This window comes from Gammaproteobacteria bacterium (assembly GCA_022450155.1).
In the GTDB taxonomy this organism is placed as follows: domain Bacteria; phylum Pseudomonadota; class Gammaproteobacteria; order Arenicellales; family UBA868; genus REDSEA-S09-B13.
The window spans coordinates 1-14,452 of the sequence record JAKUQR010000041.1 but is presented as its reverse complement, the minus strand read 5'-3'; the positions used below and the strand labels follow the sequence as shown (position 1 = coordinate 14,452).

The following is a 14,452-nucleotide window of genomic DNA, read 5'->3' as shown; positions in this document are numbered from 1 at the left end:
CTCTGAATGAAAGTATTTTATTTAATTTGATTAGAAAATCTATAGCATTAGATCTCTATATATAGGCTCTGTCCATGCTTCAATGTAATTATCCGGACTAAAACTGCGGTCAAGAACGAGATAATCCTGTGTCCAGAAACCCAGAAAAAAAATCAGGAGCATTGGTGCTGCAAGCAACAGCAAAGAAAAGCCAAACGGTAGCCCAATCAGAGAAAGTCCGCGGCTGGAATCACTGCTAAACCAATTTTTTACTCGATCCATCATGCCTCATTTGGGGATAATTTTCGGACCGAATTGTTACTTTCTGCTACCGTGCCTCTGGGTGGCTCTATTTCCTGAGACATCACAGGGAGGATTTCACGAAGGGCATCGTGGTGGGTTCGCACTCCATACTCTAGATCAGAAAGCATGATACCTTCATATGTACAAGACTTCATGGCTTCATACCATATGATGCTCAACTGCCTGTCCTCGACTATAGCTGTCGCATCAATACGCTCTGATAAATAGCGAGCCAGTCGCATTGTTCTGTTCTCGTCTGTACGCTTATATGTGGAACCCCTGATTGCAGTCTCTTTGACCGAAAAGGGAATTTCCTGATAAAAATTCACCGAGTCGGGATAGAATCCCAAAACGAAATTAGGGAATATACCTATGTACAGCCACGCCCTTGGAAGTTCATTGTATGGAGAAGTAAACTGGTCAATCATTTTTTTGTAATGAAGCACGCTCCAGAGCTTTCCAGACCCTTCATTAAAAGGGGCATAAGAACGGGAAACTCCGTTTACGAATGGTTCATCATAGTAGTTTTTCCCATATAAATCATTCAGGCTGGGATGAGCCCGGGGTACATGGTAGCCCTCATTGTCCACATCCCTGATAGACTTCCAGTTGATGTTTTCCGGAGAAGTACACCCTATTGGAGACGTCTGCAAAAGGTCTACATGGTGGTATCTAGAGACTTCCTCATCAAACCTATCAAGCAAATTTGCTACAGAAGGCTGGAGCCCTGGCTTGAAGCGCACAAACACGAAGCCGTGCCAAATCTCCATTTCGAGCGGCTTAAGCCCCCATTTCTCGGGATCAAGTACCGGGAAAGTACTCGCTTTGGCTACACCACGCAGACTACCATCTAAGTTATAGGACCAGCCGTGAAACGGACAGCTGATTACACTCTTGCACCTGCCCTCTGCTGAGTCGAGCACACGTGAACCACGATGTCTACAGAAGTTGTGAAAGGCCCGGATCTCATTCTCTTCATCCCGAATAATTAAAGCCCGCTCTCCCACCAGATCAAAGGTTATGTAGCTACCCTGTTTAGGAATGTCGCTCGTGTGACAAGCGATTTGCCAGTGTTTCCGGAAAAGTTCTTCAGCTTCCAGTTCAAATAACTCCTCGTTGAAATATGTCCAGGATGGTAACCCAGAACGATCCCAATTTGGGGGTGGTTTGAGTTCGGAGCTTGGAATGTGTATATTCATGATTAATTTCGCTTCATCAAGATTGCAGTCTCTTAAAATGGACTTCCCTTTGAGCAATTTCTCTTGGAGTGGATTTTGAAGGAGAAAGGGTCTGCCTGAGATCAGTTTCAAATAGCTCTCGATCCATTCTGCATAATTTTATAATGTTACTCTCAGTTGTCAAGAGAAATTCGTCTTGTCAGACTAACCGCAAACCGTTCTCTTCGAGTTCAATCTTCTTAACTAATTGCCTGCGTTTCTTTTCATAGACTCTATTGATTCAATCAGGAGACATCCCTACTCGACTTCATGAAAACGAAGAAATGAAACGCCTTGCCAGAGTGCTTACTGGAAACGGACGCACCCGTAATGTCGCGTTCCGTAAAATTTAAGATGCCCCCTTGGAGACGCCGGCAAGAAAATATTTTCTGGAAGTCCCGAGTAGCAAAGGCAAATCAAATTCATGCAGTTCTGAAATTCTCCTGATGACCACAAAACCGTATTTTGTAGCACCACTGATAAAAAACCCCATTCCCGGATCAAGCACAATTTGTTTTTTCAGAATTCCTTTTGACTTGGCAAAATGCAGACGTTCTCTGAAAAAACTCTTGATGGTGTCCAGCATATCTTCGTAATCTGATTGTTGTGTAATAGTAGGTGAGGTGCTGTTTTTGGAAAACATCAAAATAACCTGGACTTGATATTCCTAACAATGTTATCGGGTCAATTGGAAAATCAAATTCAAGGTAATACAATATTATACATGAATTCTGCCCGCGCATCAAGATACAGGCCTGATCCAGATGCAGAGGCTGGGGCACACCCGCACCAAGGCCCCACCCCTCAATACATAAAGTAGTTAGACTCATTTCTGCCAAGATGTTCACTCAGACCAATTGTGCAACGGTGCTGTCGGTATCGTATCCATTTTGTATGAACGTATGCACCAGATTGAACGATTCACGGATGATTATTTTTAGGACGTGGAAACACGTGGAAACAGTGAGCAATGAACAGTGAGTAATGAACATTGATAACTGGTAATTGATTATTGCCACAGAAACACGCAGAAGGACACGAAACTGAATTCTTGTTGTTTTCCCATTATTTGTTTGTTATATTGATCTGCAAATGTAATGAAGCCTGAAGGAAGTATGAAAACAGCCCGGAATCTCATCGAGCCACAGGAGCGCCTGTGAATGAAACTACGATAGAAGTCTCGGCACTCGCGCCAAGTCCAACGAGCTGGGGTAGACGGTTGTATGCCTGGTATCTGCGCAGCGACGCGTTGAAGGGGTTCGCACTGCTCTCACCCACGCTACTGGTGATGGGCCTCACTATGCTCATCCCGTTCGGAATCATGGTGACTATTAGTTTCTGGGCACAAATCGGCTTTGAATTCGATACCACGTTTACGCTCGCCAACTACGGGGAGGCCGTCGAGCAGCCGCTTTATCAAGGCTTGCTGCTTCGATCGCTCGCCATCTCTGGGACGTGCGCCGTCGTTACAGTGTTGGTGTCTTACCCGATGGCGTACTATGTGGCCTTTCACGTTCACAAGCACAAGATGACCTGGATTATCCTGATGACAGTGCCGTTTTTTACCAGCTATTTGTTACGGGTCTTTGCGTGGAAAGTCATCTTGGGCTACAATGGCGTCATCAACTCGGGCCTTAAAGGACTCGGTCTCATCGAGGAGCCTTTGGCATTTTTGCTTTACAGTCCCACAGCCGTGGTGATCACCCTGGCGCACGCCTGGGCCGCATTCGCAATCTTGCCGATCTATATCTCGCTGGAGAAGATAGATCGATCCCTGCTCGAAGCGGCCACCGATCTAGGCGATGGCCCAGTGAAACGTTTTCTAGGAGTCACCCTGCCGTTGTCGATGCCAGGTGTTATCGCCGCCACGCTGATGATATTTATCCCCACTGTTGGTGACTACGTGACACCGACCCTGGTCGGCGGCCCTGACGGGCTCATGATCGCAAACCTTATCCAGGCCCAGTTCGGGCTGGTAAACAACTGGCCAATGGGCGCAGCCTTAGCGATCGATATGATGGTGGTCGTCGCAGCCATTTCACTGCTCTACATTTGGTTGACCCGCAAGATTACGGAGAAAATCGCATGACCGAAGTTGCTTACATCGACCGCCCCAGCCGAGCGTTGTACTTTTACGCGATCCTCTACCTCGGATTCCTTTACATTCCAGTGCTGTTCCTGCCGATGTTCTCGTTCAACGACAATATCTACATCGCTTTTCCACTCAAGGGGTTCACCACTAAATGGTATGTGGAGATGTTCAACAACCAGCCGATGTGGGCCGCACTGAACAATTCGCTCAACGTCGCCTGCGTGAGTGCGGCAATCGCTACACTGCTGGGGCTCTTGGGTGCCAAGGCGGTGACCCGTTACCGGATTCCAGGTGAGAAGCCAATCATATTCGTGATTATGTTGCCGATGGTTGTTCCGTACATAATTATGGGCGTCGCACTGCTGATTCTTATTACTCGGCTGGGATTTGATCTGTCCTTGTACACCGTCACCATGGCCCATGTGCTGATCTCTGTGCCGTTCGCCATGGCGACCTTAATTGCCCGTTTCGAAGGATTCGACCAAGCCTTGGAGGAGGCGTCCGTGGATCTTGGCGCCAGCCCATTGTCGACCTTCTGGCGTGTGACCTTGCCTTTGGTATTCCCGGGGGTGCTGGCGAGCTTTTTACTGTGTTTCACCATTTCCTTCGACGAGTTCATCATGGCGTACTTCCTCGCTGGCACTGATCCCACGCTGCCGATCTTTATCTGGAGCCAACTGCGGTTCCCCTTCAGGTTGCCGGGGGTGCTGGCGCTCGGCTCGCTTATCCTCGTGGTTTCCTTTGTGGTGGTATTCATCTCTCAGTGGTTGCGGCGCTACAGGGTCGAAAAAACTCAGCCAGGTATCTGATCCATGACCAGCAACAACGATTTTGTCAGTTTAACTGACGTGTCCAAGCACTTCGGCTCGGTGGTGGCAGTCGATCACCTCAGTTTCACTATCAGCAGCGGCGAATTCTTCTCGCTGCTCGGTCCCTCTGGTTGTGGCAAAACCACCTTGCTCAGAATGCTGGCCGGCTTTGAGTCGCCGACCACCGGTGAGATCTATATAGACGGCGCACCTATGTCCGAGGTGCCGCCACACCACCGCCCGACCAACATGGTGTTTCAAAACTACGCCATCTTCCCGCACCTCAACGTCCGCGCGAACCTTGCCTACGGACTACGGTACGACAAGATCGAAAAGGCCGAGGTGGGGCGGCGCGTCGAAGAGGCTCTGGAAATGGTCAAACTGCCGGGCTTCGGTAACCGTCGCTCCAACGAACTGTCTGGAGGCGAACGCCAACGCGTGGCACTCGCACGGGCCCTGATCAAAAGGCCAAAGGTGCTGTTGCTTGACGAACCACTGGGGGCGCTCGACAAAAAGCTTCGAGAAGAAATGCAGCTGGAACTGCGGGCGTTGCAGGAGTCGGTGGGCATTACCTTCATCTTTGTGACCCACGACCAGGAAGAGGCGCTGTCCTTGTCGACCCGTATTGCCGTAATGACACGCGGGAAAGCGCTGCAAGTCGCGTCGCCCAAAGATCTTTACAACCATCCGGTAAGCGTCGAGGTCGCAGACTTCATCGGACAGATGAACTTTGTCGAGGCCCAGGTGATGGATGTACGCAACGGCGAAGCGGTACTCGATTCCACCGGATTAGGCAAAATCACGGCCCCGGCGAGCTCAGACTTTGTGCAAAAGGGCGCAAATATCATTGTCGCGATCCGTCCCGAAAAGTTGATTCTGTCCGCAGAGCGAAGGTCGGACGGTCTCGGAGCTGTACAGGGCACCATAAAGACCTCGGCCTACCTGGGCGATCGAGACCACTTTTATGTGTCGGTAGACGGCTGTGAGAAGCCATTCGCCGTCGCGATAGCAGAGACCGGAGCGAATAGTGACCAGTCTCTTGACCGCCAAAGCATCGTTTGGCTCTCGTGGGCCGACGAATCACTGATCCTGCTCCCGCGTGATTGAGCGAGCAACGGTGAGTGCCAGCAATTACCATGTTCGACGTAGATAACAAGAGACACAGAACTATGCGCGACAAACGCTATGACCTGCTGTTTGAGCCTGTTGAAATCGGTCCCGTAACAGCCAAAAACCGCTTCTATCAAGTACCCCATTGCACCGGCCTTGGTAGGCTTCGCCCACACATGTTGGCGGCATTGCGGGGAATTAAGGCCGAAGGTGGATGGGGTGTGGTGTGTACCGAGTACTGTTCCATCCACCCTACATCCGACGACCTCCCCCATCCGAATGCATCCTTGTGGAACAACGACGACATAAAGGACCACGCCTTGATGACCGAGGCGGTGCACCGTCACGGCGCGCTTGCCGGTGTCGAACTTTGGGTAGGCGGGGCCAGCACGGCAAACCTCTACACCCGTGAGGTCTCCATGGATGTGGTGAGTATGCCAAACATCCAGGGGCATCCCTATCAGAGTCGAACCATGGACAAGTCCGATATTCGCGAGCTCCGGAGATGGCATAGAAATGCCGCATTGCGAGCCAAGGAGGCGGGCTTTGATGTGGTGTATGTGTATGCTACCCATGGGTATTTGCTGTCAAATTTTCTCTCAGCCTGCACCAACACCCGCGGTGACGAGTACGGCGGATCGATGGAAAATCGAGCACGCCTGCTGCGAGAATTGATTGAGGATACCAAAGACGCTGTGGGGGACCGGTGTGCCGTTGCAGTACGCTATTCGGTTGGTGGCGACGACGGCGAAGATCCGTCACTTACGAACGAGAGACGAGACAGGCTGGAGATGCTGGCGGAGTTGCCGGACCTATGGGACATCAACATCAATGACTACAACCACGAGATGGGTGTCTCGCGATTCGTCAAGGAAGGCTCCCTGGAAGAGCACATGTCCTTCGTCAAATCCGTTACCACCAAACCCGTGGTCACCGTGGGACGCTTTACCTCACCAGACACGATGGCCTCACAGGTTAAACGCGGGGTTGTGGATTTCATAGGGGCCGCACGGCCTTCTATTGCAGATCCATTTCTGCCGAGAAAGATCGAGGAAGGACGCCTTGACGAAATTCGCGAATGCATCGGCTGCAATATCTGTTACACTGGTGATGGCTTGGGCGTACCGATCCGCTGCACGCAGAATCCAGCCATAGGTGAAGAATGGCGCCGCGGTTGGCATCCGGAATTCATTGCCAAGAAGGGCTCCGAATCTAGTGTATTGGTGGTTGGCGCCGGACCGGCAGGACTGGAGGCGGCCCGAGCGCTGGGCCAGCGCGGATACCTGGTGACCTTAGCGGAGGCGACACGCCAGCTCGGCGGCCGCGTGGCTCGCGAATCCACGTTGCCTGGTCTCAGCGAATGGCTGCGGGTACGAGACTACCGGCTACAGCAGTTCGACACCATGCCCAACGTGGAAGTTTTCCTGGAAAGCGATCTCAGCGTCGATGACGTGCTTGAATGGCCGGAGCATCGCAATCACCCGGTAGAAGCGGATCATGTGGTTATCGCGACCGGTGCAACCTGGAGAGCCGATGGCTTCGGACGCAATCACCCGCAGCCGCTCACAACCCTGAGCCAAAGCGCCACGATCTTAACCCCTGACGATGTCATGGCAGGCCGCCTGCCCGATGGGCCTACGGTGATTTTCGATGACGACAGTTTTTATATGGGTGGCGTCATTGCCGAGCGGGTGCGCCTCGAGAACGTACCGGTTACTGTGGTTACGCCAGAAGATGTTGTCTCTGCCTGGTGTGAATACACCTCTGAGCGGTATCAGGTACAGAAACATTTGCTGGAGCTAGGGATCGAGATCAAAACAACCCATCGCCTGCTCGCCTACGACGGCCGGGAGGTGACGATTTGCTGTATCCATACTGGACGACAACAGTCAATTGAAGCCGATGCACTCATCATGGTGACCGCACGCAGCCCCAGAGACGAACTGTACCAAGCCTTGAAGCAACGCATAGAGAGTGGGGCGCAAACCCCGTTCAGTTCATTGCGGAGAATCGGTGACTGTGATGCGCCGGCCATTATTGCCTCTGCAGTCTACGCGGGTCATCGCTACGCGCGAGAATTCGATACGGAACCAGATCCGGATGTGCCACTCAGGTTCGAATGACGGCACCTGCGGGCATTCACGTTCAAGGAAAATAGATGAAGAAATTTATTGGCAAGACCATGGCAGGAAAAGTGGTCTCGGTGCACATGGGCAACAACGAAGACCTTAGCAAGGACACCCGGGGATCACTGACTGCCGAAATCGGAGGTTTTGCCGGTGACAAGCATCAGGGCCTCACCCGGAAAGCCTGGAAAGGGGATTGGGAATCTGCTGGTACGGTACGCCGCAACGAACGCCAGTGGTCAGGTGTTTCAGTCGAAGAACTGGCTCACATTACTGAACGCCTAACACTAACCGAGCCGCTGTCGCCCGACACGTTGGGCGCCAACCTGTGCGTCGAGGGCATCCCTGAATTTTCCCTGTTGCCGAAAGGTACCAAACTGTTGTTTCCTTCCGGGGCGGTGTTGCTGGTGGAAGGATACAACCCGCCATGCGCCGAGATGGGGGCTCAAATTGTGGCAAAGCATGTCACACGTTCAGGTGAGCCACTGACCACTACTGCATGGTTGCGGCCAGCAGTAGGCCGCCGAGGGGTGGTCGGCATTGTCGATGTGCCCGGTGTCATCAAGGCAGGTGATGAAGTGGAAGTCCGGGTCTACGAGGAACCGGCAATACGGCTGCTGTAAACTAGTACCCCGTCTCCTCGATCGGCAGGGAAAGCAGGGTATTTATAATTCTTTTACTCTCAGTGCGAAAGGCTGTTGACATGGACCCTGAGCTTGTTAAGTTCGCGAGCGTGGGCAGTAGGTATATCGCCGGCCCAACCATCGGTGACGATCAGATCCCGACGGACTTTTTCCTTTAACAGGTGCCCAGTAACGAAGTCGATATCTGTTCCGTAGGTGCTCCTGAATCGGTATTAAAAGTGGAACCAATTTCGATGATGAACTAACATTCAACCTGGACCACTTGAAGGGGCCAGGTCACTTTATAGTAATGAATAAAAAAGAGGGCCTTTGTTATGAGTGAGAAATTTCAACTGCAACGCCGTTTTCTATTAAAGGCAATAGCAGCATCAATGTTGGTTCCTCGTATTGTGTTGGGTAATACGGTCACCAACCCTGATGTGGTGATTATTGGTGCGGGTGTTGCTGGCTTAGAGGCAGCTAAAACGTTGCATGATAAAGGTATTAGCTTTGTGGTGGTAGAAGCTAATTACCGTATTGGTGGTCGTGTTCATACAAATAACTCTATATTCGGTGTGCCGTTTGATACTCATGCACATTGGATGATGATTTCGCGAAAAAATCCATTGATCAATTATGCAAAAGACAATGGTTTTAATATTTATGAAGATCTTGATAAACAGAAATATTTTGTAGGTAAGCGCGAAGCAACTGAAGATGAACTTGCTGACCTAAGAAGAACCGACAAGGCATTTAAAAATAAAATTAGAGACTCTGTTTTAAATGGTGTAGCCGGTGATGACGATAATGCACGCACTGCTTTAGGTGAGGATTTTTTTCAAAGTCCTTGGGGTTATACCGTCGCATCCGATTATGGTGTTTGGAATATGGCGGAAAACTCCAAAGATTGGTCGCCAAAAGATTGGTGGAATAGCATAGGTGGTGACGATTGGTTTTGTGCAGAAGGTTATGGCTCAGTGGTGGCACACTACGGCCAAGATGTGCCTGTGGCATTAGCCACTGCGGTTAAAGAAATCAACTGGCAAGGGGATGGCGTTAAGGTAGTTACCTGGCAAGCCGGCACCATCAAAGCTAAGGCGGCAATTCTAACGGTGTCAGTAGGCGTATTGGCGGCTAATCATATTAAATTTACGCCAGAGTTACCGGTTGAAAAACAAGAAGCCATTGATGGCATTGATATGGCGGTAATGAATTATATTGGCCTACATTTTACCGATGACGTGTTTAATTTTGGTGCAGATACTTATGTTTATAAACAGCAGCATGATGAAGATGGTGTGGGGTATCTTGCTAATTTAAATAACACAAATTTGGTTTATGGCTATGTCGGTGGGGACCAGGCTAAAGCTTTAGAAAAAGAAACGATTGATACAGCCATAGCTTATGGTTTAGATGGCATGAAAAGCATGTTGGGCAATGACATAGAGAAGAAGTTTATTAAAGGTTATGCGACAGCCTGTGGTCAAATTCCTTTTTATGAAGGTGCTTATTCTGCGGCTAAACCGGGTAAGCAGCCGATGCGCGCAGTGTTGCGAGAAACACTGGCAGATAAACTATTTTTCTCCGGCGAGGCAACTCACAGAGTTCAGTGGGGTTCGGTTAATGGTGGTCTCTATAGTGGTCGAGAATCGGCAAATCAAGCTGCGAGATACATTAAACGAAAATGGGGAGGGCTGTGGCGCGATCGTCCCGGGCTATGGAGTGATGCCTAACAACATGCTCGGCGAGGTTGACCTTAATCCCCGTGGTGTCGTCCACTACCCACAAGCGGAGTAGCATGAGTTCAATGATGGCGCCGACCATAACCCGGCAGGTGAACGGTGCACTGCTGGCAACCGTCTCCAATGGGTCCCGGCAGATTCGAAAGGCTATCTTGCAACTATTGATCAACGTGATAGGTTATGGAATGGACAAAGAGAGCGCTATTCAGGCCACGTGCGTGTATGTTGAGGATAGCGGGATTTGTATTGAGGGTGGTTTACCTGATAGAGTGATTGAGACGGTGACTCCGCACTATCATGGCATCAGGCGGCTCGGTCGGGCATTGTCCTTTGGCTGGATCCACTCAGTGATTGTTCGCGGAGCTGATCTACTCAGTTTTGGGGACTCAAATCATGGAGGTACTAATAATATGAGTGCTGTTGTCCGATGCTGACCCAATCGACCAGTGAACCAGTTTGGACCCGCGAACGTGCACTGACCCTGGCTGCATTAATTGGGTGCCTTTCCATATACGGCATCACGATCAGTCTATTTACACCGTTACTATCGCTGATCCTGGAAGCACGTAATGCCAGCAGTACACTGATCGGTGCGTTGGCCATGGTGGCTTCCGCGGGCATCATAATCGGCTCTTTTGCTGTTCCGCGGTTTATGAGACACCTGGAAGGACGCAGCCTTCTGCTTGGCGGGGTGTTTTTTGAGATCGTCCTCATTTTCGCTCTCATGAGTACCCAGTCGATCGTAGCGTGGTTTGTAATCCGGTTCTTGGGCGGGCTCGTGGGTTCAGTGCTGTTTGTTGTGACCGAGACATGGATAATCGAGATAACACCCCGTGTGCACCACGGACGCGTCATGGGTTTTTACAACACCACGCTGGCGTTGAGTTTTGCGCTTGGGCCTTTGATTCTGTCAGTGACGGGCAGACAAGGCACACTACCGTTTCTTGTCGGCATTGGCTTGATGGTCCTGGCTGGATTTCCGGTGTTATGGGCTGGACGCTATGCCCCTGCTTCTAGCGACAAGCCGAGTTTTGGGGTGGTTAGTTTTGTCTTTGTGGCACCGCTGCTGGCGCTGGCCTGCTTTGTGGTGGCTTTCATGGAAATTACCACTACCAGCCTGATACCAGTCTACGGATTACGGGTTGGGATGACGGAGTCTTCTGCAACTTTGATGCTGTTCGTTGGTGCCGCTGGTGGCGCCTTACTGCAGATTCCCATCGGCTGGGCAGCTGATCACTTTGATCCACGCAAGGTGTTAGTAGCGTGTGCTCTGGCCGGCTTGGCCGGTGCTGTGGCTTGGCCGTTCTCTGTGGATATGCCATTTCTTTTATGGACAACGCTGTTTCTGTGGTGGGGGCTTTTTGCCGGTGTATATACGGTTACCATGATTCTCGCCGGGAAGTGGTTCAAGGGTGTGGAACTGGCTACCGCCATGGCCGCATTTGGAGTGTTCTGGGGTGCGGGGGCATTTGTCGGTCCACTGTTGGGGGGAGCCAGTATGGACCTGTGGAACCCTTACGGCCTGCCTCTGACACTGGTGATCGTCGCAGGTCTTTTTTTTGTAATCAGCCTTATTCCCAGGTTTTACCGCCTGCCGCAAATCAAAAATGTTTCATGAGCAGGCGCAGGACACTTAGCTTATTCCAGATTAAACAGTCTTCTGTCTCCCCGATAAAGGTAACGATCAAAGCCCTTGTGCGTAATCTTATTTGTGACAAGTATGACAGGGTGTTTTTTGAAAATGGTTGACCTGAATGATGAGAACAACAGATAAATACCTGAAGACGTTACTATCCTATTACGAAGATGAAATTATGGGGGAAGCTTATTTCTACGGGCTGGTTGATCATTTTGAAGAGAAGGAAAAGCTAACATTACTCGCCAGGGTAGAGCGCCGTGCCGCAGAGTCTGTTGTACCATTACTTAATAAATATGATTTGGTTCCAAGGGATGAATCGGAACTAAAAACACAGGGAGAGAGTTATGTGGGGCGTCATGAATCGTTCGACTGGTTCGAGCTTATGACGTACATCGTGAACCGGTACCCTGGCTATCTTGATGATTTCACGGCGCTGGAGAAAATAGCGCCTGAAGAAGACCTGTATGCTCTGAATATTTTGACGGATCATGAAGTGGCGGCGATCGAATTCGCAAAAAAAGAGCTGGGGGGAGACCCGGATAGCCTGTCGCACCTGTACGATTATCTCCATCAATGAGTATCATCCAGAACGTGCCAGGCTGGAGAATCGAAATTCGTCCTGAACCATTCGGCACTGCGGAGCAGGAGTGCATTATATATAACTTGAACAGGAAAACTTCCAGTCCGAAATCCCGGTGCAACATATGCTTGATTTCTTTGAGGAGGAGTACTTTGGGCCCTGATGTTGTTGTGATTGGTGCGGGAGCTGCGGGTTTGTCTTAAGAACTAGCCTTGTTGTTGGTCATGCAATGCTCCCTCAGCACCCGATTGCTGTTTGCCCTTTGCTGTACCGCAGGTGCACCGTATACCGAAATCCCAGTGAAATAACAGGGCTGGCACTACTGAAGCGTGGCCCTGTTTTTTCGGCGATTCCAGACACCCAACAGAACTGCGACCAACAAGAAACCTGCCGAACACGCCAATAGGATTGTGCCTAACTGGACGTATGAACGCCTGGTGCGGCTCTGGGGTTCGGCGATCCGCTCGTAGCTAATGGAAAGCGGCGGCACTATCCAGTTTTCCGGGACCTGCTGTTCCAACCGGAAGACCACCATAGGTTCACCATTTCCGATATCGGATCGTTGCACCCACACGTCCACATGAAATGACAGTTGTTCATAGATTTTGGTGTAGCCGGGCCAACTACTCGGATATCGAAATATTTCTTCGCCCTCTTCAAGTGTGAAGTGTATCGAGTTCATCGGTTTCATGAATCCGGTCTGTACACCCGACAAGTCATCAATAATCGACAACTTGTCAACAGTGCCGCTAAATTTGTGTAGCGCTTCTTTGGGTGGAACATTTGACCCGAGGTTGTAAAAGAGCAACGCTGCACCGATCACCCCGCTAGACAGGGCCAAGGCGAAGTAGGGCCACATTGGAAGTCGCTGATTCATCAATGTCAGTAGAGAAAAGTTCGGTCAGTTAATCTGCCCTTAGAGAAGCCACCCGAACGATTCCTGGCACTCTCGAATTTCACAATAGCAAATTGAAAGTTGGCGGCCGACCAACTGTAAGCATCTCATGTTGTCGTTAGTTCAACTTTGCAAAACGCCGCGAGTCAGAAATAACCGATCGTGTTGCCCTCTACATGCTTGCTGGCTTTGCTGTGTACACCTTCGAAAATCGCCATCAATTCCTCACCCTTGTAATAATAGGACTCGCACGGTGTTTTACCCCAACCCGGAACATGCCAGCAAACGGCGCCTTCATCCGAAACGCTCCATTTGCCGGTTGCACGTACCCCATTCCAGATTTTCATGAGCGTAAAGTCAGGTGAATAAAAAAGGCCCTGGCTTGGGCCCCAAATAACTGTCTTTCGAGATAGAAAAGCAGTGGTCTCGTCCTTTTTTAACAGTACATTGATGAAATCCTCACCTAGCCCCAACGCGATTTTTGCATGTGATTCCGTCCCTGCTGCCAGATTAACGAGAGTATTGCCTTCTTGTAGTTCAGGGGCGAGCGACGTTTCTCCTTTGAAGATGATGCTCACAACATCATCATTGTGATAAAAAGCCTGGCATGGCACCTCGTCCCATGACCACACGTGCCAGCACAGTGTCCCGTTGTCATCCGTTGACCATGTGCCCTTGCCATACTCGCCTTCCCACAGGAGTTGAAGAGTACCAGCCTCCGAATGAAACACACGGCCTTCACTCCAGACCTGCGTCTTCTCTGATATGTAAGCGTACAGTTCGGCCCGGGTGAATGGCCTGGCATCTTTTGCCAGTGTTTCACCTAGTGTTTTGTAACTCGTCATCGTAACGCCGACCATCGTAATTATTCCCAGAATCTTGATGTTGAAGAATGCCGGGGAAAACATATACTTCAATCTTGGCCATACCCGCATGTCTTTATTGATCCTCCTTATGCGTATGGGGCAAGCCATAGTCTTTGGGCGGCCACTGGGTGCAGCGACCTTCAGCATCTCCAGTGATTAAGCCACCAGCGCCACCATCCGGCCCCCCCAACGGTCCGACTGACCATTGTCACGATAGTTGTAAAATAAGTACTCTGTTTCGAGGTCGTAGCCGTGCGCGATGGCGTTCTCGGTCAGATTGCCATTTTCGTCGAGCCACGCAACCCCGGTCGCGTCAAGGAAAAAATCATCAGCCGTAACACCATGAAGCATGCGGTTGCACTTGTCTCCCAGTCCGAAGTCCCTGTTGGCCAGAGTTCGACCCAGCCTGGCGTTGCAATCAGGCTTCAGAGTCAGCAGACCTTTAGCTGAATCGATGATAAGGGTCATCTT

At 50.5% G+C, this 14,452-nt stretch carries 14 protein-coding genes; 9 read left to right on the top strand and 5 right to left on the bottom strand.

The genetic code is table 11. The features are described 5' to 3' along the window. Positions 1–260: 260 nt before the first annotated feature. Together MK323_14515 and MK323_14510 are read right to left on the bottom strand one after the other, a co-directional pair. A complete protein-coding gene (locus MK323_14515; protein MCH2483361.1) occupies positions 261–1,481 on the bottom strand; it encodes an aromatic ring-hydroxylating dioxygenase subunit alpha in 1,221 nt (406 codons plus the stop codon). Positions 1,482–1,848: 367 nt separating this feature from the next. Further along, positions 1,849–2,142: a dihydropteroate synthase gene (locus MK323_14510; protein MCH2483360.1), complete on the bottom strand. Its 294-nt coding sequence runs from the start codon at positions 2,140–2,142 to the stop codon at positions 1,849–1,851. Between the two features lie 591 nt (positions 2,143–2,733). Here MK323_14510 and MK323_14505 point away from each other — a divergent pair. The 9 genes from MK323_14505 (at position 2,734) to MK323_14465 (ending at position 12,217) form a co-directional block, all read left to right on the top strand. After that, positions 2,734–3,588 (top strand): ABC transporter permease, encoded by an 855-nt coding sequence (locus MK323_14505; GenBank protein MCH2483359.1) that lies wholly within the window; start codon positions 2,734–2,736, stop codon positions 3,586–3,588. Beyond that, positions 3,585–4,400 (top strand): ABC transporter permease, encoded by an 816-nt coding sequence (locus MK323_14500; protein MCH2483358.1) that lies wholly within the window; start codon positions 3,585–3,587, stop codon positions 4,398–4,400. The genes MK323_14505 and MK323_14500 overlap by 4 nt, the downstream gene beginning before the upstream one ends. Positions 4,401–4,463: 63 nt before the next feature. Further along, positions 4,464–5,507, top strand: coding sequence for an ABC transporter ATP-binding protein (locus MK323_14495; GenBank protein MCH2483357.1), 1,044 nt, complete (start codon positions 4,464–4,466; stop codon positions 5,505–5,507). Positions 5,508–5,569: 62 nt separating this feature from the next. Next, positions 5,570–7,633: an FAD-dependent oxidoreductase gene (locus MK323_14490; protein MCH2483356.1), complete on the top strand. Its 2,064-nt coding sequence runs from the start codon at positions 5,570–5,572 to the stop codon at positions 7,631–7,633. 35 nt (positions 7,634–7,668) lie between these two features. Beyond that, positions 7,669–8,259: an MOSC domain-containing protein gene (locus tag MK323_14485; GenBank protein ID MCH2483355.1), complete on the top strand. Its 591-nt coding sequence runs from the start codon at positions 7,669–7,671 to the stop codon at positions 8,257–8,259. A gap of 335 nt (positions 8,260–8,594) precedes the next feature. Further along, on the top strand, positions 8,595–9,992 hold the full coding sequence (locus MK323_14480) for an NAD(P)/FAD-dependent oxidoreductase (GenBank protein ID MCH2483354.1): 1,398 nt from the start codon (positions 8,595–8,597) through the stop codon (positions 9,990–9,992). 77 nt (positions 9,993–10,069) lie between these two features. Beyond that, a complete protein-coding gene (locus MK323_14475; protein ID MCH2483353.1) occupies positions 10,070–10,435 on the top strand; it encodes a gamma-glutamyltransferase family protein in 366 nt (121 codons plus the stop codon). Next, complete coding sequence (locus tag MK323_14470) at positions 10,429–11,619, top strand: MFS transporter (protein MCH2483352.1); 1,191 nt, start codon at positions 10,429–10,431, stop codon at positions 11,617–11,619. Before MK323_14475 ends, MK323_14470 begins: the two co-directional genes overlap by 7 nt. 136 nt (positions 11,620–11,755) lie before the next feature. Beyond that, on the top strand, positions 11,756–12,217 hold the full coding sequence (locus MK323_14465; protein MCH2483351.1) for a hypothetical protein: 462 nt from the start codon (positions 11,756–11,758) through the stop codon (positions 12,215–12,217). 322 nt (positions 12,218–12,539) lie between these two features. On the opposite strand, the gene MK323_14460 is transcribed toward MK323_14465, so the two are convergent. From MK323_14460 to MK323_14450, 3 genes are all read right to left on the bottom strand, one after another. After that, positions 12,540–13,097 (bottom strand): hypothetical protein, encoded by a 558-nt coding sequence (locus tag MK323_14460; GenBank protein ID MCH2483350.1) that lies wholly within the window; start codon positions 13,095–13,097, stop codon positions 12,540–12,542. A gap of 164 nt (positions 13,098–13,261) precedes the next feature. Next, positions 13,262–14,023: a DUF995 domain-containing protein gene (locus MK323_14455; protein ID MCH2483349.1), complete on the bottom strand. Its 762-nt coding sequence runs from the start codon at positions 14,021–14,023 to the stop codon at positions 13,262–13,264. Positions 14,024–14,137: 114 nt separating this feature from the next. Next, a partial coding sequence (locus MK323_14450; GenBank protein MCH2483348.1) for a hypothetical protein occupies positions 14,138–14,452 on the bottom strand: 315 nt, incomplete at its 5' end.

Bases quoted from the DNA above. Each gene is read 5' to 3' on its own strand.
- MK323_14490 (MCH2483356.1), top strand. From the start codon at position 5,570: ATGCGCGACAAACGCTATGACCTGCTGTTTGAGCCTGTTGAAATCGGT.
- MK323_14510 (MCH2483360.1), bottom strand. From the start codon at position 2,142: ATGTTTTCCAAAAACAGCACCTCACCTACTATTACACAACAATCAGAT.
- MK323_14475 (MCH2483353.1), top strand. From the start codon at position 10,070: ATGGCGCCGACCATAACCCGGCAGGTGAACGGTGCACTGCTGGCAACC.
- MK323_14470 (MCH2483352.1), top strand. From the start codon at position 10,429: ATGCTGACCCAATCGACCAGTGAACCAGTTTGGACCCGCGAACGTGCA.
- MK323_14480 (MCH2483354.1), top strand. From the start codon at position 8,595: ATGAGTGAGAAATTTCAACTGCAACGCCGTTTTCTATTAAAGGCAATA.
- MK323_14455 (MCH2483349.1), bottom strand. From the start codon at position 14,023: ATGTTTTCCCCGGCATTCTTCAACATCAAGATTCTGGGAATAATTACG.
- MK323_14515 (MCH2483361.1), bottom strand. From the start codon at position 1,481: ATGAATATACACATTCCAAGCTCCGAACTCAAACCACCCCCAAATTGG.
- MK323_14465 (MCH2483351.1), top strand. From the start codon at position 11,756: ATGATGAGAACAACAGATAAATACCTGAAGACGTTACTATCCTATTAC.
- MK323_14485 (MCH2483355.1), top strand. From the start codon at position 7,669: ATGAAGAAATTTATTGGCAAGACCATGGCAGGAAAAGTGGTCTCGGTG.
- MK323_14500 (MCH2483358.1), top strand. From the start codon at position 3,585: ATGACCGAAGTTGCTTACATCGACCGCCCCAGCCGAGCGTTGTACTTT.
- MK323_14460 (MCH2483350.1), bottom strand. From the start codon at position 13,097: ATGAATCAGCGACTTCCAATGTGGCCCTACTTCGCCTTGGCCCTGTCT.